The organism is Porphyrobacter sp. THAI-01a, assembly GCF_056868655.1.
Window position 1 is genome coordinate 1501778 of the sequence record NZ_CP180579.1, and the last position, 24530, is coordinate 1526307.

Consider the following 24530-nt stretch of genomic DNA (forward strand, 5'->3'; position numbering starts at 1 on the left):
CGCAGCGCCAAATCCGACCGTCAGACCAGCTCGACCGCGACCGCGGTCGCTTCCCCGCCGCCGATGCACAGCGAGGCGACGCCGCGGGTCTTGCCCTGGGTCTTGAGCGCATTGATCAGCGTGACGATGATCCGCGCGCCGCTCGCCCCGATGGGGTGGCCGAGCGCGGTGCCGCCGCCGTTGACGTTGATCTTCTCGTGCGGGATGCCGAGATCGCGCATCGCGAACATCGCGACGCAGGCGAAGGCCTCGTTGACTTCGAACAGGTCGACATCGTCCACGCCCCAGCCGGCCTTCGCCAGCACCTTCTGGATCGCCGGGATCGGCGCTGTGGTGAACTGGGCCGGGGCCTGGGCATGGGCGGCGACCGCGACGACGCGGGCAACGGGGCTGAGGCCCTTCTCCTCGGCGACGCTCGCGCGGGTCAGGACCAGCGCGGCGGCACCGTCCGAGATCGAAGAGGAGGTCGCGGCGGTGATCGTCCCGTCCTTGGCGAAGGCGGGCTTCAGCTGCGGGATCTTGTCGGGGCGGCCCTTGCCGGGCTGCTCGTCATGCTCGACCACGACATCGCCGGCGCGGGTGCTCACCGTCACCGGAACGACCTCGTCCGCGAAGGCGCCGCTGGCGATCGCCTTGTTGGCGCGGGCGAGGCTCTCGATGGTGTAGGCGTCCATCTCCTCGCGGGTCATCTGGTAGGCGTTGGCGGTCTCCTGCGCGAAGGTGCCCATCGCGCGGCCCGGCTCGTAGGCGTCTTCCAGCCCGTCGAGGAACATGTGGTCATAGGCCGTGTCGTGACCCATGCGCGCGCCCGAGCGGTGCTTCTTCATCAGGTAGGGCGCGTTGGTCATGCTCTCCATGCCGCCCGCGACGACCACGTCGACGGTGCCGCTCGCCAAAGCCTCGCTGCCCATGATGACGGTCTGCATGCCGCTGCCGCAGACCTTGTTGACGGTGGTCGCCTCGACCGAGAGCGGAAGGCCCGCCTTGATCGCGGCCTGGCGCGCCGGGGCCTGGCCGAGCCCGGCCGGCAGCACGCAGCCCATGTAGGCGCGGTCGATGTCCTCGCCCGAAACGCCTGCCCGCTCGACCGCAGCCTTGACCGCGACCGCGCCGAGATCGGTCGCGGCGACCTCGGCCAGCGCGCCCTGCATCGCGCCCATCGGGGTGCGGGCGTAGGAAAGGATCACGATCGGATCGGAGGGGGACAGCTGGCTCATGGCGTTGTTCCTTGCCTGACGGGTGTGGGTGTCGGGGGCCATGTAATGCTGCATTGCAGTAATGGCAATTGGTCCAAGGTGTCGCGCTTGCGTCGGGCGGCGCTTTGCGCGACAACGCGTCGCAAATCAAAACGCATATGTCCGATTGGGAGAACGACATGGCCGACGATCGCCGCGCAGAACTCGAGAGCCTTCTTGCGCGCCAGCGCGCCGCCTTCACCGCCTCGCGCCCCGAGCCGATGAGCCAGCGCAAGGACCGCATCCGCCGCGCGATCGCGCTGGTGAAGGACCACGGCGAGGAATTCGCCAAGGCGATGAGCGCCGATTTCGGCAGCCGCTCGATGCACCAGTCGATGCTGACCGACATCGCCGCGACGGTGGGCGCGGGCAATCATGCGCTGAAGCACATGGATGGCTGGGCGAAGACGGAAAAGCGCAAGGTGCAGTTCCCGCTCGGCCTGCTCGGCGCGAAGGCGGAGCTGCGTTACGAGCCCAAGGGGGTGATCGGCATTCTCTCGCCCTGGAACTTCCCGGTGCAGCTGGCTTTCGGCCCGCTGATGCAGGTGCTGGCAGCGGGCAACCGCGCGATGATCAAGCCGTCCGAGTTCACCGAGCGCACCAGCGAGCTGATGGCGCAGCTCACCGCCGAGTATTTCGCGCTCGAGGAAGTGGCGGTGGTCACCGGCGGGCCGGAGGTCGCGGGGGCGTTCTCCTCGCTGCCCTTCGACCATCTTGTCTTCACCGGCTCGACTGCCACCGGGCGGCGGGTGATGCAGGCGGCGGCCGAGAACCTCGTTCCGGTCACGCTCGAACTGGGCGGCAAGTCGCCGGTGGTGATGGGCCGCAGCGCCGATTTCGCCAAGGCGGGCGAGCGTATCGCCATCGGCAAAATGATGAACGCAGGCCAGATCTGCCTCGCGCCCGATTACCTGATGGTGCCCGAGGACAAGGCCGACGAGGCGGTGGCCGGCGTCACCGGCGCTGCGGCGGCGATGTATCCGCGCCTGCTCGACAATGACGACTACGCCTCGATCGTCTCCGACCGCCATTTCGAGCGGCTGCAGGGCCTCGTCGCCGACGCGCGCGACAAGGGCGCCGAGGTGATCGAGGTGAACCCGGCGGGCGAGGATTTCACCAATGCCAACCAGCGCAAGATGCCGCTCACGGTGCTGCGCAACGTCAACGACGCCATGACCGTGATGCAGGAGGAGATCTTCGGCCCTGTCCTGCCGGTGATGACCTATAGGGCGGTCGATCAGGCGGTCGACTACATCAACGAGCACGACCGCCCGCTCGGCCTCTACTATTTCGGCGAGGACCGGGCGGAGCAGGAGCGGGTGCTGACCCGCACCATCTCGGGCGGGGTGACGACCAACGACGTGGTGTTCCACGTCTCGATGGAGGACCTGCCGTTCGGCGGGGTCGGGCCCTCGGGCATGGGCAGCTACCACGCCATCGAAGGCTTCCGCGAGTTCAGCCATGCCCGCGCGGTCTACCACCAGCCCAAGATCGACATCGCCAAGCTCGGCGGGCTCAAGCCGCCCTACGGCAAGGCGACCGAGCAGGCGGCGGCGCGGATGATGAAGTAGGGCAAGGGCAAGGCAGGCGGTTTCCCGCAACCTTTGTTCGATTTCCTGCAACATTCCTGAGGGGTTTTCCCCGAGTCGCACCCTTGCGCGCCGCGCGCTAGAAGCCTAGGGCGGCGCCAGGGATTAATAGCTTGGACATCGCTGTGATCGACCTCAGCCAGTATCTGCCGATACTGTTATTCGTGCTTGTCGCCCTCGGGCTCTCGGTGCTGTTCGTCGTGGCGCCGATGGCGGTGTCGCGCCTGACCGGCGTGCACAATCCGGATGCGGAGAAGCTGTCCGAATACGAGTGCGGCTTCCCCGCCTTCGAGGACGCGCGCAGCCAGTTCGACGTGCGCTTCTACCTCGTCGCGATCAGCTTCATCGTCTTCGACCTCGAGGCCGCCTTCCTGTTCCCCTGGGCGGTGAGCCTCGGAAAGACGGGCTGGATCGGATGGAGCGGCATGATGGTGTTCCTGTTCATCCTCGCGGTCGGCCTTGCCTATGAATGGAAGAAAGGGGCGTTGGACTGGGAATGACCAATATCGTTTCTCCTCCCCAGGGACTTCCGGACATGTCGAAGCTCGCGACCGCTCAGGGCGGCGAGGTGCGCGCACCCGATGCCGATTTCTTCAAGGCGCTCCAGACCGAGGTCACCGACAAGGGCTTCCTCGTCACCTCGACCGAAGAGCTGTTCCAGTGGGCGCGCACCGGCTCGCTGTGGTGGATGACCTTCGGCCTCGCCTGCTGCGCGGTCGAGATGATCCACGTCAACATGCCGCGCTACGACATGGAGCGTTTCGGCGCCGCGCCGCGCGCTTCCCCGCGCCAGTCGGACGTGATGATCGTCGCGGGCACGCTGTGCAACAAGATGGCTCCGGCGCTGCGCAAGGTCTACGACCAGATGTCGGACCCCAAGTATGTGATCAGCATGGGCAGCTGCGCCAATGGCGGCGGCTATTACCACTATTCCTATTCGGTGGTGCGCGGCTGCGACCGCATCGTGCCGGTCGACATCTACGTCCCCGGCTGCCCGCCGACCGCCGAGGCGCTGCTCTACGGCGTCATGCAATTGCAGCGGAAGATCCGCCGCGTCGGCACGATCGAGAGGTAAGGGTCAGGACATGGCTGTTCTCCACTCCGCCCCGAAGTTCGCTTCGAACGAGGGCGTGATCGACGCCATCAGCGAGACCATCAGCGTCTGGCTGGTAGAGGCGCATGAGGCCCACGGCGAGGTGATCTTCCGCATCCAGCGCGATGCGGTGGAAAAGGTGCTGCGCATCCTGCGCGACGATCACGCCTACCAGCAGCTGATGGAAATCGCCGGGGCCGACTACCCGAGCCGCGAGGAGCGGTTCGAGGTAGTCTACATGCTCCAGAGCCTGACGAAGAACCACCGCATCATGGTGAAGTGCTCGGCTTCTGAGGACACGCCGGTGCCGACCGTGACGACCCTGTGGCCCAACGCGGGCTGGCTTGAGCGCGAGGTCTTTGACATGTTCGGCGTGACCTTCGCCGGCAACCCCGATCTGCGCCGCATCCTCACCGACTACGGCTTCGAGGGGCACCCGTTCCGCAAGGACTTCCCGATGACGGGCTACACCGAACTGCGCTATTCCGAGGAGGAAAAGCGCGTGGTGTACGAACCCGTCGTGCTGGCGCAGGAAATGCGGACCTTCGATTTCCTCAGCCCCTGGGAAGGCGCGGACTACGTGCTGCCGGGTGACGAGAAATCGCGCGGCGCACCGCCGGTCGCCGAGCCCAAGACCACCGATAGCCCGGCCCAGACCGGCGCGGGCAAGGACGCCGACAAGGCCGCCGCCACGCGCGTCTCGCCGCCGGGGCCCGAGCAGAAGGACACCGGCAAGGACGCCCCCGGTGCCCCCGATCCCACCTCGAAGGAGGGTGGCCGATGAGCATGCAACTCGAACAGTCGCCCACCACCGAGGGCGAGGTCATCACCAACTACACGATCAACTTCGGCCCCCAGCACCCGGCCGCGCACGGCGTGCTGCGCATGGTAATGGAGCTGGACGGCGAGGTGATCGAGCGGATTGACCCCCATGTCGGCCTGCTCCATCGCGGCACCGAGAAGCTGATCGAGCAGAAGACCTATCTTCAGGCGCTGCCCTATTTCGACCGCCTCGACTATTGCTCGCCGCTGTGCATGGAGCACTCCTATGTGCTCGCGATCGAGAAGTTGCTGAACCTCGAGGTGCCGCTGCGCGCCCAATACCTGCGCGTGCTGTTCGCCGAGCTGACCCGCATCTGCAACCATATGCTCAACATGGGGGCGCACATCCTCGACGTCGGCGCCTTCACGCCGAACCTGTGGATCATGGACCTGCGCGAGGACTGCCTCAACTTCTTCGAGCGGGCGTCCGGCGCGCGGATGCACAGCGCGTGGTTCCGCCCGGGCGGCGTCCATCAGGACGTGCCGGAGAAGCTGCTGGTCGACATCGGCGACTGGCTCGACAACCGCTTCTTCCAGCTGTTCGAGGACGCGATGAGCCTCGTCATGGACAACCGCATCTTCAAGCAGCGCAACGTCGACATCGCCGTTGTCAGCCGCGAGGACGCGATTGCGTGGGGCTTCTCGGGCCCGATGATCCGCGCCGCCGGCATCCCGTGGGACCTGCGCAAGAGCCAGCCCTATGACGTGTATGACCGCATGGAGTTCGACATCCCCGTCGGCACCAATTCGGACTGCTACGACCGCTTCATGGTGCGCGTGAAGGAAGTCTACGAGAGCGCGAAGATCATCAAGCAGTGCCTGCGCGACATGCCGGGCGGGCCGATTGCCTCCACCGACACCAAGGTCGTGCCGCCCAAGCGCGGCGAGATGAAGCAGTCGATGGAAGCGCTGATCCACCACTTCAAGCTCTACACCGAAGGCTTCCACGTGCCCGCGGGCGAGGTTTACGTCGCGACCGAGAGTCCCAAGGGTGAGTTCGGCGTCTATCTCGTCAGCGACGGCACCAACAAGCCCTACCGCTGCAAGATCCGGCCCACGGCCTTCTCGCACCTCCAGGCGATGGACTTCATGTCCAAGGGCCACATGCTGCCGGATGCGACCGCCATTCTCGGCGCGATCGACGTGGTGTTCGGGGAGTGTGACCGGTGAAACTTCAAGCTTGGCGCTCGTTTATGGTCGGGATGGCCATCGTGATGTTCGCGGTGGGAATTTTGATGTTCGTCATCAGTTGGCCAGCCATCGGGGCGGTGTGCATTGCGCTTGGTGCATCAATCCTGGCCATCAACGCCAGTCTGAAGAAGAATCACGACCATGGCTGACCGTACCCCCGCTCCCGACACTCCCGAACTGCGCGCCCGCTGGGGCGGCTTCGCGTGGACTCCGGAGAACAAGAAAACCGCCGACTGGCATATCGCCAAGTATCCCGAGGGGCGTCAGCGTTCGGCGGTGATGCCGCTGCTCGATCTCGCCCAGCGGCAGGTCGGTGCGGAGACTGACACGCAGGGCTGGCTGCCGCTGCCGGTGATCGAATATGTCGCGAAATATCTCGACATGCCGGTGATCCGCGTGCTCGAGGTCGCCAGCTTCTACTTCATGTACAACCTCAAGCCCGTGGGTAAATTCCACGTGCAGGTGTGCGGCACCACGCCCTGCATGCTGCGCGGGAGCGACGACATCATGGCCGCCTGCAAGAAGCGCGGAATGGTGAAGGGCGGGGTTTCTGCGGACGGCCTCTGGACCCTCACCGAGGTCGAATGCATGGGCAATTGCGCCACCGCGCCGATGGTCCAGATCAACGACGACAACTACGAGGACCTGACGCCGGAACGCCTCGATGCGGTGCTCGATGCGCTTGCCGCGGGCCAGCAGCCCAAGACTGGCACGCAGGAGCCCGGGCGTCACACCTCCGAGCCTTCGGGCGGGCCGACCACGCTCAAGGACATGGTGACGGAGAACCACGACTACCGAGGTGAGTGGTAAGGTGGAAGCGGTCGCATCCATCCTCGGCGCGCTGCTGCTGGCCTTCATCGCCTACAAGGTGCTGATGGGCCTCGTGCGCGTGGGGGTGATCCTGCTGATTATCGCGGTGCTGGCCGGCCTGTGGCAGTCGGGAGCGATCGGATGAACCCGCTGACGCTTCTCCTCGCGATCCTCGGCCTCACCGGCTTTGCGCTGGGCGCCGTGCTGACCGTTACCGGGCCCTATGAGATGGGCGTGATCGTGATGGGCCTAGGCCTCGTTTTCCAGGTGATTTCGCTGGTGCGCATCAAGCGCGCCAAGAACAAGGGAATGCAGTGATGCTGGCTGACAAGGACCGCATCTTCACCAACCTCTACGGCTTTCAGGACTGGAGCCTGAAGGCGGCGCAGAAGCGCGGGGATTGGGACAACACGAAGGCGCTGCTCGCGCGCGGGCAGGACGCGATCATCGAGGAAATCAAGGCTTCCGGCCTGCGCGGGCGGGGCGGGGCGGGCTTCCCGACGGGGCTGAAGTGGTCTTTCATGCCCAAGGAAAGCCGCGACGGGCGGCCGAGCTTCCTCGTCATCAACGCCGACGAATCCGAACCCGGTTCGTGCAAGGACCGCGAGATCATCCGCCACGATCCGCACAAGCTGGTCGAAGGCGCGCTGGTCGCGGGCTACGCGATGCGTGCGCGCGCGGCTTACATCTACATCCGCGGCGAATATATCCGCGAGGCCGAGACGCTCCAGAAGGCGATTTCCGAGGCCTATGACGCCGGGCTGATCGGCAAGAACGCCTGCGGGTCGGGCTACGATTTCGACGTCTTCATGCACCGCGGCGCGGGCGCCTATATCTGCGGCGAAGAGACCGCGATGATCGAGAGCCTCGAGGGCAAGAAGGGCCAGCCGCGGTTGAAGCCTCCTTTCCCGGCGGGCGCGGGCCTTTATGGCTGCCCCACCACGGTGAACAACGTCGAGTCCATCGCCGTCGCCCCCACCATCCTGCGGCGCGGGGCGGCGTGGTTCTCAAGCTTCGGGCGCGAGAACAACAAGGGCACCAAGCTGTTCCAGATCTCCGGCCACGTGGAAAAGCCCTGCGTCGTCGAAGAGGCCATGAGCATCTCCTTCGAGGAGCTGATCGAGAAGCACTGCGGCGGCATCCGCGGCGGGTGGGACAACCTCCTCGCGGTGATCCCCGGCGGCTCGTCCGTGCCGCTGGTCCCCGCCGAGCAGATCCGCAACGCGCCGATGGACTTCGACGGGCTCAAGGAACTGGGCTCGGGCCTCGGCACGGCGGCGGTCATCGTCATGGACAAGTCGACCGACATCGTCCGCGCGATCAGCCGCCTCTCCTACTTCTACAAGCACGAGTCCTGCGGCCAGTGCACCCCCTGCCGCGAGGGCACGGGCTGGATGTGGCGCATGATGGAGCGCCTGCGCACCGGCGATGCGGCCATCGAGGAGATCGACATGCTCCACGAGGTGACCAAGCAGGTCGAGGGCCACACCATCTGCGCGCTGGGCGATGCCGCCGCGTGGCCGATCCAGGGCCTCATCCGCCACTTCCGCCCCGAGCTCGAACGGCGCATCAACGAGCACAACGCGAAGTTCGCGGAGGCGGCGGAGTGACGATTATTCGTAAGAAGCACGTTTTCGACCGTGGCCCGCGTAAGGGCTTGGTGGAAGAACGGCGGCCCCATAAGCACAGCGACGGCTTGTATCGTCTTTTCTCTCCTGAGGGCGTCCTCGGGGAAGATGGAAAGCGCCACTACAATCGGCTCCCCAATTCTCGTTCAGTGGCGACCTTAGAGGAAGCGGCTGAATTGATTGAAAAAGGTTGGGGTATCCGGATGGTCGGTCCCTACACGACGACGCCCTCGCTTTGCTGGAAAGACATTGAGGTCATTCGATAATGCCTAAAGTCACCGTAGACGGTCAGGAAATCGAGGTTCCCGCGGGCGCGACCGTGCTGCAGGCTTGCGAGCTTGCCGGCAAGGAAATCCCGCGCTTCTGCTATCACGAGCGCCTCTCCATCGCCGGCAACTGCCGCATGTGCCTCGTCGAGGTGAAGCCCGGACCGCCCAAGCCCCAGGCCTCCTGCGCGCTGCCCGCCACCGAGGGCCAGGAAATCCGCACCGATAGCCCGATGGTCAAGAAGGCCCGCGAGGGGGTGATGGAGTTCCTGCTCATCAACCACCCGCTCGACTGCCCGATCTGCGACCAGGGCGGCGAGTGCGACCTGCAGGACCAGGCGGTCGCCTATGGCCGCGGCGGCTCGCGCTATCACGAGAACAAGCGCGCGGTGACCGAGAAATACATGGGCCCGCTGATCAAGACGATCATGACCCGCTGCATCCACTGCACCCGCTGCGTGCGCTTCTCCGAGGAGATCGCGGGCGTGGACGAGATCGGCGCGCTCTACCGCGGCGAGGACATGCAGATCACCACCTATCTCGAGAAGGCGGCGGCACATGAGCTTTCGGCGAACGTGATCGACCTGTGCCCGGTCGGTGCGCTGACCTCGCGGCCCTATGCCTTCGAGGCGCGGCCGTGGGAGCTGAAGAAGACCCTCTCGATCGACGTCTCGGACGCGGTGGGTGCCAACATCACGCTCCATTCCAAGGGCCGCGAAGTCATGCGCGCGCTCCCGCGGATCAACGACGACGTCAACGAGGAGTGGCTGTCGGACAAGGGCCGCTACCAGGTCGACGGGCTGACCAAGCGCCGCCTCGACCGCGTGTGGGTGCGCCGTGACGGCAAGCTCCAGCCCGCCGAGTGGGCCGAGGCATTCGGGATGATCGCGGGTGCTCTTGAGGGCGACAAGGCCAGCATCGCGGCGGTTGCGGGCGACCTCGTCGATGCCGAAACGATGTTCGCGGCCCGGGCGCTGGTCAATGCCTGCGGCTCGAACCTCACCGAGGCGCGCCAGACCGGCATGACCTATGACGTGTCGAACCTCGCGGCGGTGAACTTCAACAGCACCTTCGCCGGGATCGAGACGGCTGACGCGATCCTGATCGTCGGCAGCAATGTCCGCTGGGAAGCGGCGCTGCTCAATGTGCGCCTGAGGAAGGCGGTGAAGGCGGGGGCCAAGGTCTACATCATCGGCCCCGAATGGGACCCGACCTATCCGGCGACCTTCCTCGGCAGCGATCTCAAGCTCCTCAACCGCATCCCCAAGGAGCTGGGCGACGTCATGAAGTCGGCCCAGCGCCCGGCGGTGATCGTCGGCGCGGCGGCGCTCGCCAAGGGCGCGCTTCCCGCGGCGCTGAAGCTGGTCGACAAGTTCAATCTGGTCCGTGAGGGCTGGAACGGCTTCAACGTGCTGCACATCTCGGCGGCGCGCATGGCCTCGCTGATGCTCGGCTTCACGCTGCCGGGCGGCATGGGCGACATCGCCGCCGCTTCGCCGAAGGTTCTCCTGAGCCTCGGCGCGGACGAGATGGACTACGCGCCCTACGCAGGGTCGCTGAAGGTCTATATCGGCCACCACGGCGACAAGGGCGCGCATCACGCCGACATCATCCTGCCGGGCGCATCCTACGCCGAGAAGGACGGGACCTACGTCAACACCGAGGGCCGGGTGCAGTTCGCCGAAAAGGCGGTCTTCGCCCCCGGCGATGCGCGCGAGGACTGGACGATCCTGCGCGCGCTGGCCGATGCGCTGGGCGTCAGCGTCGGCTTCGACAGCTTCGCCGAGCTTCAGGCCAGGATGATCGCCGCAGCGCCTGCGCTGGGCGAGGAGGGCCTCGCGGATTACGGCGCGCTCCCCAAGGCGGACAGCTCCGCCAAGTTCGAGGGCGAGATCGCGGGCTATCCGATCAAGGACTTCTATCTCACCAACCCCATCGCCCGCGCGAGCGAGGTGATGCAGCGCTGCTCGGACGAGCTGCTGCACGGCGCTGACATCAGGGAGGCCGCGGAATGACCGCCTTCTTCCAATCCCTCGGCCTGCCCTACGAATGGGCCTGGACCGTCGCGACGCTGACCGGGATCATCGTGATCTCGCTGCTCGTCATGTTCTCCGTGGCGATGGTGATCTATGTCGACCGCAAGGTGCTCGGCGCGATCATGTTGCGCCGTGGCCCGAACGTGGTTGGCCCCTTCGGCCTGCTGCAGTCCTTCGCGGACGGGCTCAAGGTCTTCCTGCAAGAGACGATCATCCCGAGCGCGGCGAACAAGGGCATCTTCCTGATCGCGCCGATCATCACCTTCACGGTCGCGCTGGCGGCCTGGGCGGTGATCCCCTTCGATGCGGGCGTGGTGCTCTCAGACATCAATGTCGGCCTGCTCTATATCCTCGCGATCAGCTCGATGGGCGTCTACGGCGTCGTCATGAGCGGGTGGGCGTCGAACTCCAAGTACCCGTTCTTCTCGGCAATGCGCGCCTCGGCGCAGATGATTTCCTACGAGGTCTCGATCGGCTTCGTGCTGGTGTGCGTCGTGCTGTTTGCCGGCACCTTCAACCTCAGCGGGATCGTGAACGCGCAGCAGGGCTTCGGGCTGGGCCTCATCAACGCCTACGCGATCCACCCGCTGCTTTTCCCGATGTGGGTGGTGTTCTTCATCTCGGCGCTGGCCGAAACCGCGCGCGCGCCCTTCGACCTCACCGAGGCCGAGAGCGAGCTCGTCGCGGGCTACCAGACCGAATATTCCTCGATGAGTTTCGCGCTGTTCTGGCTCGGCGAGTATGCCAACATCCTGCTGATGTGCTCGCTGAACACCCTGCTGTTCTGGGGCGGGTGGCTGCCGCCGATCGACTGGGCGCCGCTTTACGCCGTGCCGGGGATCATCTGGTTCCTGCTGAAGACCTTCGTGTTCTTCTTCATGTTCAGCTGGATCTGGGCGACCGTGCCGCGCTACCGCTACGACCAGCTGATGCGCCTCGGGTGGAAGGTGTTCCTGCCGATGAGCCTGCTCTTCGTGGCGGCGACCAGCGGCTACCTGATGGCGACGGGGCATTTCGACCGGTTCAGCCCGGCCGAGACCGCCGCTTCGCCCGCCGAATTCGTCCAGTCCAACCCCGCGCAGCAGACCGCTGTGAGAGGCCAGTCATGACCACCGTCTCCCACCTCATCAAGTCGTTCACCCTCTGGGAATTCCTCAAGGCCCACGCCTTGACGCTGAAGTATTTCTTCAGGCCCAAGGTGACGATCAACTACCCCTTCGAGAAGGCCCCGCTCTCGCCCCGCTTCCGCGGCGAGCATGCGCTGCGGCGCTATCCGAACGGCGAGGAACGCTGCATCGCTTGCAAGCTGTGCGAGGCCGTGTGCCCCGCGCAGGCGATCACCATCGAGAGCGAACCGCGCGAGGACGGCAGCCGCCGCACCACCCGCTACGACATTGACATGACCAAGTGCATCTATTGCGGCTTCTGCCAGGAAGCCTGCCCGGTCGATGCGATCGTCGAGGGGCCGAACTTCGAATATTCGACCGAAACCCGCGAGGAGCTGCTTTACGACAAGGCCAAGCTGCTTGCGAATGGTGACAAATGGGAAAGGGCCATCGCGGCCAATCTTGAAGCCGACGCCCCCTATCGCTAGGGCGCGCCGGACGGAATTGGGGTCTAACGAATAACACGTCGTCATCCCGGCGCAGGCCGGGATCCAGCTTGGACTAAGGGATCACATAGCCGCTTTCTGGCCCCGGCCTTCGCCGGGACGACGGATCGGCGGAGTAAAGCCATGATACAGGCCATCGCCTTCTACTTCTTCGCGACCATCGTCGTCGCCAGCGCCGTCATGGTCGTGATGGCGAGGAACCCCGTGCACTCGGTGCTGTGGCTGATCCTCGCCTTCTTCAACGCGGCCGGCCTGATGGTGCTGCTCGGCGCCGAGTTCATCGCGATGCTGCTGGTGATCGTCTATGTCGGCGCGGTCGCGGTGCTGTTCCTGTTCGTCGTGATGATGCTCGACATCGACTTCGCCGCCATGCGCGCAGGCTTCAGCCGCAACGCGCCCCTGGGGCTGCTGATCGCCGCGGTGCTGCTCGCCGAGCTGCTGTTGGGCGTGGGCGCCTACAACGCCGGCGGGCTGACCCTCGGCACCGCCGATGGCAGCGCGGTGCAGGCGGCGGGCACCTCCAACATCGAGGCTCTGGGCGCGCTGCTCTATGGCCGCTACATCGCGCTGTTCGAGATCGCGGGGATCATCCTCCTGGTCGCGATGATCGGCGCGATCGTGCTGACCTTCCAGCCGCCCAAGCCCGGCGCCCGTGCGCGGCAGGACGTGTCGAAGCAGATCCGTCGCCGCCCGGAAGATGCAACCGTCATGAAGAGCCCCGAAGTGGGCCAGGGGGTCGAGCTGTGATCGGCATCGAACATTATCTCACCGTCGGCGCGATCCTGTTCGTGCTGGGCGTGCTGGGGATCTTCCTCAACCGGAAGAACGTGATCGTCATCCTGATGGCGGTCGAGCTGATCCTGCTCGCGGTGAACATCAACCTCGTCGCGTTCAGCGCCTTCCTCCAGGACCTGACCGGCCAGGTCTTCGCCATGCTGGTGCTGACCGTCGCCGCCGCCGAGGCCGCCATCGGCCTTGCGATCCTGGTGATCTACTTCCGCACCCGCGGCTCGATCGCGGTCGACGACATCAACCGGATGAAGGGGTAAGGCTCCGATGCATCCGATCCTTATCATCGTTTTCGCGCCGCTGGTGGCTGCCCTCGTCGCAGGGCTGGGCAACCGCATGATCGGCAACGTCGCGGCCAAGTCCGTGACCACCGGCGCGCTGTTCCTTTCGGCGGGCCTCTCGTGGCCGATCTTCCTCGGCTTCCTCGGCGGGACGGAAACCGCTGCGGTCGTGCCCGTGCTCAAGTGGGTCGAGAGCGGCACGCTCAGCTTCGACTGGGCGCTGCGGGTCGACACCCTCACCGCGATCATGCTGGTGGTGATCAACTCCGTGTCGGCGCTCGTGCACCTCTATTCCTGGGGGTACATGGAGGAAGACCCGGACCAGCCGCGCTTCTTCGCCTACCTCTCGCTGTTCACCTTCGCGATGCTGATGCTGGTGACGGCCGACAACCTCGTCCAGATGTTCTTCGGGTGGGAAGGGGTGGGCCTTGCCTCCTACCTCCTCATCGGCTTCTGGTTCAGGAAGCCCTCGGCGGGCGCCGCGGCGATCAAGGCCTTCGTGGTCAACCGCGTCGGCGATCTCGGCTTCATGCTCGGCATCTTCGGCACCTATCTGGTGTTCCAGACGACCTCGATCCCCGAAATCCTCGCCGCTGCCCCCGCCATGAGCGGGTCGACGATCACCTTCGTCGGGATGCGCCTCTACACGATGGACATCCTGTGCATCCTCCTGTTCATCGGCGCGATGGGCAAGAGCGCGCAGCTCGGCCTGCACACCTGGCTGCCCGACGCGATGGAAGGCCCGACGCCGGTCTCTGCGCTGATCCACGCCGCGACCATGGTGACGGCGGGCGTGTTCATGCTGTGCCGCCTCTCGCCGATGTTCGAGACCGCCCCGACCGCGCTGATGATCGTCACCATCATCGGCGCCGCCACCTGCTTCTTCGCCGCCACGATCGGCACGACGCAGTGGGACATCAAGCGGGTGATCGCCTATTCGACCTGTTCGCAGCTCGGCTACATGTTCTTTGCCGCGGGCGTCGGCGCCTACGGCGCGGCGATGTTCCACCTCTTCACCCACGCCTTTTTCAAGGCGCTGCTGTTCCTTGGTGCGGGCTCGGTGATCCACGCGATGCACCACGAGCAGGACATGCGCTACTATGGCGGCCTGCGGAAGCACATCCCGCTCACCTTCTACGCCATGCTGGCGGGCACGCTCGCCATCACGGGACTCGGGGTCTATCACCTCGGCGCGGGCTTTGCGGGCTTCTGGTCGAAGGACGCGATCCTCGAAGTCGCCTTCGCGCGCGGCAACGGGGCCGGGCAGGCCGCCTTCTGGGCGGGCGCGGGCGCGGCGCTGCTCACCAGCTTCTATTCGTGGCGCCTGATGTTCCTCACCTTCTGGGGCCGCCCACGCTGGGCGCAGTCCGAGCACATCCAGCACGCGGTGCATGACGGCCACCACGACGGTGACCACCACAATGCGCCGAGGCAGGAGCATGCCGGACACGATGCGGTGCACGATGTCCCCTCGCCGGACGATCACGAGGGCACGGCGGGCTACCACCCGCACGAGAGCCCGGTGTCGATGCTCATCCCGCTCGGTATCCTGACCCTCGGCGCGATCGCGGCAGGGCAGGTCTTCGCGCCCGCCTTCCTCGACAGCGCGGCCTTCTGGAACGGCTCGATCTTCTACAACGAGGCGTTGATCCACGCGATGCACGCGGTGCCCTACTGGGTGAAGTATACCGCCTTCGTGGTGATGATCCTCGGCTTTGCGGGCGCCTACCTCGCCTATATCGCCAAGCCGGACATCCCGGGCAGGTTCGTCGCCAGCTTCGGGGCCTTGCACAACTTCGTCTATCGCAAGTGGTACTTCGACGAGCTCTATGACGCGATCTTCGTGAAGCCCGCCTTCGCCTTCGGTCGCTGGTTCTGGCAGCTCGGCGATGTCGGCACGATCGACCGCTTCGGCCCCAACGGGATCGCCTGGGTGGTCGATCGCAGCGCCACCGCGGCCAAGTCGATCCAGTCGGGCTACGTCTACACCTATGCGCTGATCATGCTCCTCGGGCTGGTCGCCGCTGTCACCTACGTTCTGCTTTAGGAGCGCGCTTCGTAATGGAAGGCCTTCCCATCCTGTCGCTGATGATGTGCGTGCCGCTGGCGGGCGCGACGGCGTGCCTGTTCGCGGGCGCCAATGCCGCCCGCTGGATCGCGCTCGGGGCGACGCTCGTCACCTTCGCGCTCGGCGTTGTCCTGTGGTCCAACTACGAGATCGGCGGCCCGCAGTGGCAGTTCACCGAACGCGCCGAGCTCTTCGCGGGCTTCAGCTATGCCTTGGGGATCGACGGGATCGCGCTGCTGCTGATCATGCTCAGCGTATTCCTGATGCCGGTCTGCATCTTGGCCAGCTGGGATTCGATCGAGAAGCGCGTCGGCGAATACATGGCGGCCTTCCTGTTCATGGAGGTGCTGATGATCGGCACCTTCGCGGCGCAGGACCTGTTCCTGTTCTACGTCTTCTTCGAGGCGGGCCTGATCCCGATGTATCTCATCATCGGGGTGTGGGGCGGGGACAACCGCATCTACGCGAGCTACAAGTTCTTCCTCTACACGCTGCTCGGCTCGGTGCTGATGCTGGTCGCGATGTTCTGGATGGTGGCCGAGGCCGGAACCTCCGACATCCCGACGCTGATGGAATACGGCTTCCCGGCAGGCGCGCAGACTTGGCTGTGGCTGGCCTTCTTCGCGAGCTTTGCCGTCAAGGTTCCGATGTGGCCGCTCCACACCTGGCTGCCCGATGCCCACGTGCAGGCGCCGACCGCCGGTTCGGTGATCCTGGCGGGCGTGCTGCTCAAGCTTGGCGGCTACGGCTTCATCCGCTTCAGCCTGCCGATGTTCCCCGAGGCTTCCGCGCAGTTCGCCTGGCTGGTGTTCGCCCTGTCGATGATCGCGGTGGTCTATACCTCGCTGGTGGCGCTGGTGCAGGCCGACATGAAGAAGCTGATCGCCTATTCGTCCGTGGCGCACATGGCGATCGTCACCGTAGGACTTTTCGCCTTCAACGTGCAGGGTCTGGAAGGCGCGATGATCGTGATGCTCAGTCACGGGCTCGTGTCGGGGGCGTTGTTCCTTTGTGTGGGGGTCATCTACGACCGGTTGCACACCCGTGAGATCGCCCGTTACGGCGGCCTGGCGATCAACATGCCCTACTACGCGCTGTTCTTCCTGCTGTTCACGATGGCTTCGATCGGCCTGCCGGGGACCAGCGGTTTCGTCGGCGAGTTCCTGTCGCTGGCGGGGATCTACCAGACCTCGAGCCTCGTCGCGCTGATCTGCACCACCGGGATCATCCTTGGCGCGGCCTACATGCTCTACCTTTACCGCCGCGTCGCCTTCGGCGGGCAGACCAACGAAGACGCCGCCGCCATGCCCGACATCACGGCGCGCGAGTGGATCATGATGGCCCCCATCGCCGCCGCCGTGCTGTGGATGGGCGTCTATCCCGAGAGCTTCCTTGCCCCGATGCGGGCCGACATCGCCGTGCTCGACGCGCGGCTCGCGAGCGCCGCCCCGGCGGGTGACGCCCGCCTCGCGCCGGGCACTCCGCGCGCCGAGGCCGCCAACGCACTGTCGCATCACGGGGCTTCCGAGCATTCGAGCGCCGAGGAGGGCGCGCACTGATGGATTTCGCCGCTTCCTTCGCGCTCGTCATTCCCGAGCTGCTGCTGAGCTTCACCGGCCTCGTCCTGCTGCTGGTCGCCGCGTGGGGCGGAGACAGGGCCGCGCGGCTGATTGCCATTGCTGCCGCTGCCGCGCTGTTCGGCGCGGGCCTCATGCTGGTCCCGGGTCTCCACACCGGCAGCGACGGCCCGGCGACGCTCGCCTTCGGCGGCCTCGTCAAGATCGACAGCTTCGCGCTCTTCGCCAAGGCCCTGATCTACCTTTCGGCGATCGCCGCCCTGATGATCGCGCCGGCCTTCTTCGCCGGCCCCGCCGCAGGCACGGAGCGAGGCATGCGCGCCGAATATCCGGTGCTGGTAATCTTCGCCGCGGTCGGCATGAGCATCATGGTCTCGGCCAACGACTTCATGAGCCTCTATCTCGGGCTCGAGCTCAACAGCCTCTCTGCCTACGTCCTCGCCGCCATCCTGCGCCGCGACACGCGCTCGGGTGAGGCGGGACTGAAGTACTTCGTGCTCGGCGCGCTCGCGAGCGGCATCCTGCTTTACGGTATGAGCCTGCTCTACGGCTTCACCGGCGGCACCTCCTTTGCCGCGGTGCGCGCGGGGCTGAGCGGCGAGATGGGCTACGGGGCGCTGTTCGGGGTGATCTTCGTGCTCTCAGGGTTAGCCTTCAAGATCAGCGCCGTGCCGTTCCACATGTGGACTCCGGACGTGTACGAGGGCGCGCCGACCCCCGTCACCACCTTCTTCGCCACCGCGCCCAAGGTCGCCGCCGTGGGCCTGACTGCCCGCGTGGTGTTCGAGGTGTTCGGCGGCCAGGTCGCCGCGTGGCAGCAGATCGTCATGTTCATGGCATTGGCCTCGATCGTCTTCGGCGCGCTCGGGGCGATCGGGCAGGAGAACCTGAAGCGCCTGCTCGCCTATTCCTCGATCAACAACATCGGCTTCATCCTGCTCGGTCTGGCCGTGGCGAATGCCGATGGGGCGGCAGCGATGCTGGTGTACCTCTTCATCTATGTCGCCATGAGCATCGGCTGCTTCGTCGCGCTGCTGATGCTTCGGGCCGAGGACGGGGCGCTCTACGAGACCTTCGCCGACATCCGCGGCCTCTCGGTCACCCGGCCGGCCATCGCCTGGGCGCTGCTGCTCTTCATGTTCAGCCTCGCCGGCATCCCGCCGCTTCTCGGCTTCTACGCCAAGTTCGTGGTGTTCCAGGCGACCATCGAGGCCGGCCTTGTCGCTTTCGGCGCCATCGCCATTGCCGCGAGCGTGATCGGGGCCTTCTACTATATTAAGTTCGTCAAGGTGATGTTCTTCGACGAGCCTGCGGGCCTTGTCACCGGCAAGAGCGAGGCGGGCCATTGGGTGCTGCTCGTGCTGACCGCGCTGATCATCTCGCCGCTGGGCTACCTGCTGACGCCCTCGCTGACCGATCTGGCCGGCAAGGCCGCCGCATCGCTGTTCCTCGCGGTTTGATCCACCTCGTCGAAGAGACCGGATCGACCAACGCCGACCTCGCCGCGCGTCTACGCTCGGGCGAGGGCTGGGCGGAAGGGTCATGGCTGGTCGCCCGCCGCCAGACCGCCGGGCGCGGTCGGCAGGGGCGGGAATGGTTCGACGGGGCGGGTAATTTCATGGGCTCGACCGTCGTCGCGCTGGGGGAACCTGCCCCGCCGCCCGCCTCGCTGAGCTTCGTCGCCGCACTCGCCGTTCGCGATGCCTGCGCAACCGCAATTGGCGAGGGCGCCGGGCTTTCGCTCAAGTGGCCCAACGACGTGCTGCTGGAGGGCGGGAAGCTCTCTGGCATCCTGCTCGAGATGGTGCGCGGCCACATCATCGTCGGGATCGGCGTCAACCTCGTCCGCGCGCCGCAATTGCCCGACCGCAAGACCGCCGCCCTTGGCGACATCGCCGCGCCCCCGCCGCTCGAGGATTTCGCCGCCAGCCTGGCCGCCGCCTTCGACCGCCGGCTCGAAGCCTGGCGCACCTACGGCCTCGAGGCGACGCTTCAGGCCTTTCTTGCCGGCTCGATCCACGCTCAGGGCTCGCCCCTCACGGTCCACGATACCGATGGTTCGGTGCTGTCCGGCACCTTCGCGGGGCTCGAGGAATCCGACGGGGCCCTGCGCCTGCGCTTGGCGGATGGCCGCGAACGTGTCATTCGCGCAGGCGATATCTCCTAATCCGAGGACCCACGAAATGCTGCTCGCCGCCGATGTCGGGAACACCAATGTCGTCTTCGCGCTGTTCGACCTTGCCGCGGACGGCACGCACACGATCCGCGCGCGCTGGCGGATCGCTACCGACCCGCGCCGCACCGGCGACGAATATGCGGTTTGGTTGCTCCAGCTCCTGAAGATCGAGGGAATCGAGCGCGAGCAGATCACCCAGATCATCGTCGCCTCGGTCGTGCCGCGCGCCGACCACAACCTCACCGTCCTGTGCCAGAAGTATTTCGGCAAGACCCCGCTCTTCGCCGGGCAGGGCGCGGCGCGTTGGCGCTTCGAGATCGACGTCGACCAGCCGTCCTCGCTTGGCGCCGACCGCGCGCTCAACATTCTCGCCGCGCACCACAAGTATGGCGGCGACCTGATCGTGGTGGACTTCGGCACCGCGACCAAGTTCGAGGCGGTCGACTTCACCGGCGCCTACAAGGGCGGCTCGATCGCGCCGGGGATCAACCTCAGCCTCGATGCCTTGGTCGGCAAGACCGCCAAGCTCCCCCGCATCGCGATCAAGGCGCCCGCCAGCCGCTCGGTCATCGGTCGCAATACCGAGGACCAGATGCTGATCGGCGTGTTCTGGGGCTATGTCGCGATGATGGAAGGCATGGTCGCGAAGATGAAATCGGAGATCGGACGGCCCGCAAAGGTTGTCGCCACGGGAGGGCTCGCCATATTGTTCGACGACGCGACGGAGATCTTCGATCACGTCGACGCCGACCTCACCCTCGATGGCCTCGCCATCCTCGCCCGCCAGGCCGAGGGCGGTTGATCCTCTCAGACAGAACCGGACACACCTTGAAGAACGATTACACTCCCGAAGACGAACTCCTGTTCCTTGCGCTCGGCGGCTCGGGCGAGATCGGCATGAACGTCAATCTCTACGGCACACAGGGCAAGTGGATCATGGTCGATCTGGGCATGACCTTCTCGGGCAATGAATATCCGGGGGTCGAACTGGTCTTCGCCGATCTCGACTTCATCGAGGAACGGCGCAAGGACCTGCTCGGCATCGTCCTTACCCATGCGCACGAGGACCACATCGGCGCGGTGCCCTATTTCGCGGGCGATCTCGGCGTGCCGCTTTATGCCACGCCCTTCACCGCCGATCTGGTCGCCCGCAAGCTGGAAGAGGCCGGGCTGCTGGGGCAGGTCGAACTCAACATCATCGAGGAGGACCACGGGACGCTCGAGCTTGGGCCCTTCACCATCACCTACCTGCCGCTCGCCCACTCGATCGCGGAAGGCAACGCGCTGCTGATCGACACGCCCCACGGGCGCATCTTCCACACCGGCGACTGGAAGCTCGACGAGGAACCGATCATCGGCGAGCCGACCACCGAGGAGGAACTGCGCGAAATCGGCGAGGAGGGCGTGCTCGCGCTGGTCTGCGATTCCACCAACGTCTTCAACCCCAATCCCTCTGGCAGCGAAGGCGCGGTGCACCGCGCGTTGATGGAGGAGGTCGCGCGCCACACGGGCAAGCGGGTCGTCGTCACCACTTTCGCCAGCAACGTCGCGCGCCTGCAAACCCTGGGCGAGGTCGCGCGCGAGACCGGGCGGCAGATCTGCGTCGCGGGCCGCTCGCTCGACCGGATCATCGAGGTCGCGCAGGATAACGGCTATCTTCAGGACTTCCCGACGCCGGTCGATTTCGACACCGCGATGGGCCTCCCCCGCGGCGAGGTGCTTATCCTCGCCACCGGCGGGCAGGGCGAGCCGCGCGCCGCGCTGGCGCGGATGGCGGAGAACAATCACCCGATCGAATTGACGGCGGGTGACGTCGTGCTGTTCTCCTCGCGCCAGATCCCGGGCAACGAGATCGCCATCGGCCGCATCCAGAACCAGCTCGCCGCGCGCGGGATCACGATGGTGACCGACCGGCAGGCGCTGATCCACGTTTCGGGCCACCCCGGGCGGCCGGAGCTGGAGGCGCTCTACGAGTGGCTCAAGCCCCAAGTTCTCGTTCCCGTCCACGGCGAGATTCGCCACATGGCCGAGCAGGCGCGGGTTGGGAAGGCAGCCGGGATTCCTGCGCAGGTGGTCCAGAAGAACGGCGATCTCGTGCGCCTCGCTCCGGGCAAGCCGGGCAAGGTCGCCGAGGTGCGCGCGGGCCGTCTCGTGCTCGACGGGGATATCATCGCGCCTGCCGATGGCGATGCGATCACCATGCGCCGCCGCATCGCGGGCGAGGGCGTGCTGGTGGTGGTCCTGGCGCGCGGCGCGGAGCCGGTGATCGAGGCGGTGGGCCTGCCGCTTGACGAGGACCTGCCCGAATTCCTCGCCGAAGCCTCGCAGGATGTTCTCAACGCGATCAAGCGCCTCAAGGGCAAAGACGCGCGGGACGAGGCGGCGGTCCGCGAGGCTGCGCGCCTTGCCGCCCGCCGCGCCGCGCAGCGCTGGTCGGGCAAGCGGCCTCAGGTGCGGGTGGTGATGCCGGGAGCTGCAGCCTGATGCAGATCACATCGATCGCCGCGATCTACTTCCTGTTCTGGGTCATGAGCGCCTTCGTCATGCTCCCCTTCGGAGTGCGCACGGCCGAAGAGGCGGGGGTCGAAAAGGTGCCGGGACAGGCCGACAGTGCGCCGGTCAACTTCCGGCCCGGCCGGCTCGCCCTGCGCGCGACGGTGATCGCGGCTGTGCTCACCGCGCTGTTCGTCGCGAACTACCTCAATGGCTGGATCACCGCCGCCGATGTGGACTTCCTGCCCAAGCCGCCGGGCGCGGGCCGCTAGGTCCTGAAGCGCTGGATCGCCTGGGCGAGCGCGACGTAGAGCTTGCCCATGTCCGATCCGAGCATGGTCACGCTCAGCACGTGCCCGTCACGGGTCGAGAGCGTCTGGCGCAGCAGGGCCTCGAAATCGTGGATATAGCGGCTGACATTGGCCCTGAAGGTCTCGTCGGCGCTGTAGAGCGTGGCGATCTCCTTCGCGGTGCCATTGTCGATGAGCCGGACCGCGCGGCGGGTGAATATCCCCCGGTCGCCCTTGAGATAGGCCTCCCAAGCCGTGTCCGCGATTTCGCTCGACAGGGCGCCGGCGATGTCGATAGCGGCCGAATTGAGCGCATCGGTGATCAGCGCCATGCGCCGCGCGAAGTCGTTGTTGACCTGCTCCTCGGCCAGTTCGCGCGCGCGGGTGATGCGCTGTTCGAGATTGCCGGTGAGCTCGTTGACCTTCACCAGCTGGTCGCGCAGCTGGATCGCCGCCTCGCGTCCGACGCCCGAGGCGTGGGCGGCGGACTGTTCGAGCTTGCCGAGCGTCGCCGCGGTTTCGTTGCGCAAGGTGCGCTCCAGCGCCTCGACAGCTTCGGTCCCGAGAGCGCCCGCCGCCGCCAGCATCCGCTCGCGCGCGCCCTCGTCGAGCGTGGCGAAGGCCTGTGCAATCGCGGTTTCAAGCTGTCCGAGCGCGTCGCGCAGGCTCTCCTGCGCCGCGCCGCCGAGCGTGCCGCTCTCCTCGGCCAGGCGCGCGAACCCGCCCCGCAGGCCCTGCAGGCGGGCGAGGGCGTCTTCCGTATCCTCGGCAAGGCGTGACTTGAAACCGGCGATGGCGACTTCCGCCGCATCGATCTCGGCGCGGGTCTTCACGAGGTAGTCCGACAGGTCGCTGCCCGACTCGGTGCTGCGGAGCATCAGCGCCCCGACCTTGTCCGCCCGGGCCTCGACCCCTTCGAGCGCGGCGTTCGCATTGCCGATCGCGGCCGAAAGGTCCTCGCGGCAGGTGCGCGCGCCCGATTGCAGGATCTCGAGCAGACGCACGCTCTGGTCGGTCAGCTGTGCCATCTGCTCTTCGGTTGTCGCCAGGGCAACGCGCTTTTCGGCGAGCTGCTGCGAGATGCCCTCGAGCGCACCCGTCAGGCTCGCACGGGCCGCCTCGCCGGTCTGTCCGGCCTCGCCGACGACGCGGCCGAGTTCCGCCACGCGCGCGGCCATGTCCTCGCTCTGGGCGACCAGCTTCTCGATCTCGGCCATCTGCGCCTCCCGCCGCTGGGCGAGGGCATCGTCGAGCGCGGCGAGGCGCTGTGCCAGCACTTCGCTGGCCTGTGCCTCGTGGGTCTCGAAGGCGGCCTGGCGCTGCTCGATCAGCTCGTCGAACCGGCGGTTGCGGGCCGCGAGTTGTTCGTCGAAGCGGATCGCCTCGTCGCGTAGCTGGGTGATGCGTTCGCCCGAGGCCGCGCTGGTGCTGCGGTCGAGATCATCGACCAGACGGAGCTTTTCGAGCAGGCCTTCATGCAGCGCCGCAATCGCTTCGGCAAAGCGCGTCTGGGCGGTCTCGCCGGCCTCTTGCAGGCGCGCGGCGATGGTTTCGGTCTCCTGCGCCGCCGTGCCCGCACGCTCACGCAGGGCGGCAAGCGCCGCCTCCTCGAGTTCGGAGACGCGGGTCCGATAGGTCTCGGCCTCCGACTGCAAGGCGGCGAAACGCTGGGTCACCAGCGCCTCGATCCGTGCCAGCTGGTCCTCGAAAGCGGACAGTGTCTCGCCGACATTGCCGCCGAGCCGCGCGACGAGGGTCTCGCTTTCGGCGCCAGAGGCGGCGAGCCGGTCGAACCCGCCCGCGAGCCGTCCGAGCTGCTCCTCGGCCACGCGCCCCGCGCCGCCGATCTGGTTCGCAACGTCGCGCGCGGCATTGGCGATCACCGGCAGATCGTCACGCAGGCGGTTCATGTTGCCGAGGGCCGTTTCGCTGGTGGTAGCGATGGTCTCGACCTCGGCGCCATTGTTGCGAATGAGTGCCTGCAACTCGCCCGCGTGGGTCGACAGCCGCTCGGCCGCGATCCGCCCCAGCGCCTCGAGATCGCGCGCCTCGGCGGCGAGGAATTCGCGCGCGAGGCTGAGTTCGCGGTTGACGACCTTGAGCCGTGCCTCGAGCGCCGCGCTTTCGCGGTTCATCGATGCGGCGGTGGCGGCGAAGCGGTGCGCCTCGGCACGCGAGGTGCGTAGCATCAGCAGCCAGACGATCCCGACCAGCACGACCGGGACCGCCCAGGCGACGACCCATTCCGCCCCTTGCGCGGGCGTGATCCCGGCGGTGATTGAAGGGAGCTGCGCCCAGATGAAGAACGCCGTCCAGCCGGCAACGACCAGCAGCGCAAGGGCGGGCGCCATCCAGCCCGTCCGGGCAGGGGAGGGGGCCTCTGAGGCCTCTTCGTCCTCGACCCAGGTGTCGGCGAGATCGAGAGCCTCCTCGCCTGCCTCGATTTCGCCGGAAACCATGTCCCCTGCGCCGTCATCGCCGCTCTTGCGCCCCAAGGCGCGCATCTGGTGCCGTCCTGCCATGGGACACTCCATACCACAGCGCGACTCGGGATAAACCCCGCTTTAACCCAAT

The 24530-nt window shown here is 66.4% G+C and carries 25 protein-coding genes; 23 read left to right on the forward strand and 2 right to left on the reverse strand.

Features of this window, described 5'->3' with window-relative positions; all coding sequences use genetic code 11:
* Positions 1–20 precede the first annotated feature (20 nt).
* Positions 21–1217 (reverse strand): acetyl-CoA C-acyltransferase, encoded by a 1197-nt coding sequence (locus ACMX37_RS07290; RefSeq protein ID WP_483148193.1) that lies wholly within the window; start codon positions 1215–1217, stop codon positions 21–23.
* 137 nt (positions 1218–1354) lie between these two features.
* Here ACMX37_RS07290 and ACMX37_RS07295 point away from each other — a divergent pair, with 137 nt between their 5' ends.
* The 23 genes from ACMX37_RS07295 to ACMX37_RS07405 all read left to right on the forward strand — a co-directional run bounded on the left by ACMX37_RS07295 (position 1355) and on the right by ACMX37_RS07405 (position 21938).
* Positions 1355–2806 (forward strand): coniferyl aldehyde dehydrogenase, encoded by a 1452-nt coding sequence (locus tag ACMX37_RS07295; RefSeq protein ID WP_483148194.1) that lies wholly within the window; start codon positions 1355–1357, stop codon positions 2804–2806.
* Between the two features lie 143 nt (positions 2807–2949).
* Positions 2950–3324 (forward strand): NADH-quinone oxidoreductase subunit A, encoded by a 375-nt coding sequence (locus tag ACMX37_RS07300; protein WP_285711221.1) that lies wholly within the window; start codon positions 2950–2952, stop codon positions 3322–3324.
* A 35-nt stretch (positions 3325–3359) separates the two neighbouring features.
* Positions 3360–3899, forward strand: coding sequence for a NuoB/complex I 20 kDa subunit family protein (locus ACMX37_RS07305; RefSeq protein ID WP_206073190.1), 540 nt, complete (start codon positions 3360–3362; stop codon positions 3897–3899).
* 10 nt (positions 3900–3909) lie between these two features.
* Positions 3910–4701, forward strand: a complete 792-nt coding sequence (locus ACMX37_RS07310; RefSeq protein ID WP_483148195.1) for an NADH-quinone oxidoreductase subunit C — start codon at positions 3910–3912, stop codon at positions 4699–4701.
* Positions 4698–5909, forward strand: coding sequence for an NADH-quinone oxidoreductase subunit D (locus ACMX37_RS07315; protein ID WP_483148196.1), 1212 nt, complete (start codon positions 4698–4700; stop codon positions 5907–5909). The genes ACMX37_RS07310 and ACMX37_RS07315 overlap by 4 nt, the downstream gene beginning before the upstream one ends.
* Positions 5906–6079 (forward strand): hypothetical protein, encoded by a 174-nt coding sequence (locus ACMX37_RS07320; RefSeq protein ID WP_483148197.1) that lies wholly within the window; start codon positions 5906–5908, stop codon positions 6077–6079. The genes ACMX37_RS07315 and ACMX37_RS07320 overlap by 4 nt, the downstream gene beginning before the upstream one ends.
* Positions 6072–6740, forward strand: a complete 669-nt coding sequence (nuoE, locus tag ACMX37_RS07325; protein WP_483148198.1) for an NADH-quinone oxidoreductase subunit NuoE — start codon at positions 6072–6074, stop codon at positions 6738–6740. Before ACMX37_RS07320 ends, nuoE begins: the two co-directional genes overlap by 8 nt.
* 1 nt (position 6741) lies before the next feature.
* A complete protein-coding gene (locus ACMX37_RS07330) occupies positions 6742–6885 on the forward strand; it encodes a hypothetical protein (protein ID WP_483148199.1) in 144 nt (47 codons plus the stop codon).
* A complete protein-coding gene (locus tag ACMX37_RS07335) occupies positions 6882–7058 on the forward strand; it encodes a hypothetical protein (protein WP_157696568.1) in 177 nt (58 codons plus the stop codon). The genes ACMX37_RS07330 and ACMX37_RS07335 overlap by 4 nt, the downstream gene beginning before the upstream one ends.
* Positions 7058–8350, forward strand: coding sequence for an NADH-quinone oxidoreductase subunit NuoF (nuoF, locus tag ACMX37_RS07340; RefSeq protein WP_483148200.1), 1293 nt, complete (start codon positions 7058–7060; stop codon positions 8348–8350). The genes ACMX37_RS07335 and nuoF overlap by 1 nt, the downstream gene beginning before the upstream one ends.
* Positions 8347–8634, forward strand: coding sequence for a hypothetical protein (locus tag ACMX37_RS07345; RefSeq protein ID WP_483148201.1), 288 nt, complete (start codon positions 8347–8349; stop codon positions 8632–8634). Before nuoF ends, ACMX37_RS07345 begins: the two co-directional genes overlap by 4 nt.
* Positions 8634–10649 carry an NADH-quinone oxidoreductase subunit NuoG gene (gene nuoG, locus ACMX37_RS07350; RefSeq protein ID WP_483148202.1) on the forward strand — a complete coding sequence of 672 codons (2016 nt, stop codon included), beginning with the start codon at positions 8634–8636 and terminating at the stop codon, positions 10647–10649. Before ACMX37_RS07345 ends, nuoG begins: the two co-directional genes overlap by 1 nt.
* Complete coding sequence (gene nuoH / locus ACMX37_RS07355) at positions 10646–11779, forward strand: NADH-quinone oxidoreductase subunit NuoH (RefSeq protein WP_483148203.1); 1134 nt, start codon at positions 10646–10648, stop codon at positions 11777–11779. The genes nuoG and nuoH overlap by 4 nt, the downstream gene beginning before the upstream one ends.
* The gene (gene nuoI / locus ACMX37_RS07360) at positions 11776–12264 is read left to right on the forward strand and encodes an NADH-quinone oxidoreductase subunit NuoI (RefSeq protein WP_088914409.1); all 489 of its coding nucleotides are present in this window, start codon (positions 11776–11778) and stop codon (positions 12262–12264) included. The genes nuoH and nuoI overlap by 4 nt, the downstream gene beginning before the upstream one ends.
* 141 nt (positions 12265–12405) lie before the next feature.
* A complete protein-coding gene (locus tag ACMX37_RS07365; protein ID WP_483148204.1) occupies positions 12406–13029 on the forward strand; it encodes an NADH-quinone oxidoreductase subunit J in 624 nt (207 codons plus the stop codon).
* Positions 13026–13331, forward strand: coding sequence for an NADH-quinone oxidoreductase subunit NuoK (gene nuoK / locus ACMX37_RS07370; RefSeq protein ID WP_088914408.1), 306 nt, complete (start codon positions 13026–13028; stop codon positions 13329–13331). The genes ACMX37_RS07365 and nuoK overlap by 4 nt, the downstream gene beginning before the upstream one ends.
* A gap of 7 nt (positions 13332–13338) precedes the next feature.
* The gene (gene nuoL / locus ACMX37_RS07375; protein WP_483148205.1) at positions 13339–15399 is read left to right on the forward strand and encodes an NADH-quinone oxidoreductase subunit L; all 2061 of its coding nucleotides are present in this window, start codon (positions 13339–13341) and stop codon (positions 15397–15399) included.
* A gap of 14 nt (positions 15400–15413) precedes the next feature.
* A complete protein-coding gene (locus tag ACMX37_RS07380) occupies positions 15414–16979 on the forward strand; it encodes an NADH-quinone oxidoreductase subunit M (RefSeq protein ID WP_483148206.1) in 1566 nt (521 codons plus the stop codon).
* Positions 16979–18457 (forward strand): NADH-quinone oxidoreductase subunit NuoN, encoded by a 1479-nt coding sequence (gene nuoN, locus ACMX37_RS07385; protein WP_483148207.1) that lies wholly within the window; start codon positions 16979–16981, stop codon positions 18455–18457. Before ACMX37_RS07380 ends, nuoN begins: the two co-directional genes overlap by 1 nt.
* Entirely contained in the window at positions 18454–19164 is a 711-nt protein-coding gene (locus ACMX37_RS07390; protein ID WP_483148208.1) for a biotin--[acetyl-CoA-carboxylase] ligase, read from the forward strand. Before nuoN ends, ACMX37_RS07390 begins: the two co-directional genes overlap by 4 nt.
* Before the next feature lie 16 nt (positions 19165–19180).
* Positions 19181–19975 carry a type III pantothenate kinase gene (locus ACMX37_RS07395; RefSeq protein ID WP_483148209.1) on the forward strand — a complete coding sequence of 265 codons (795 nt, stop codon included), beginning with the start codon at positions 19181–19183 and terminating at the stop codon, positions 19973–19975.
* A gap of 95 nt (positions 19976–20070) precedes the next feature.
* Positions 20071–21657 carry a ribonuclease J gene (locus ACMX37_RS07400; RefSeq protein ID WP_483148376.1) on the forward strand — a complete coding sequence of 529 codons (1587 nt, stop codon included), beginning with the start codon at positions 20071–20073 and terminating at the stop codon, positions 21655–21657.
* Complete coding sequence (locus tag ACMX37_RS07405) at positions 21657–21938, forward strand: DUF1467 family protein (protein ID WP_483148210.1); 282 nt, start codon at positions 21657–21659, stop codon at positions 21936–21938. The genes ACMX37_RS07400 and ACMX37_RS07405 overlap by 1 nt, the downstream gene beginning before the upstream one ends.
* On the opposite strand, the gene ACMX37_RS07410 is transcribed toward ACMX37_RS07405, so the two are convergent.
* Positions 21935–24478, reverse strand: coding sequence for a coiled-coil domain-containing protein (locus ACMX37_RS07410; protein WP_483148211.1), 2544 nt, complete (start codon positions 24476–24478; stop codon positions 21935–21937). The two genes, ACMX37_RS07405 and ACMX37_RS07410, sit on opposite strands and share 4 nt — an antisense overlap.
* Between the last annotated feature and the right edge of the window lie 52 nt (positions 24479–24530).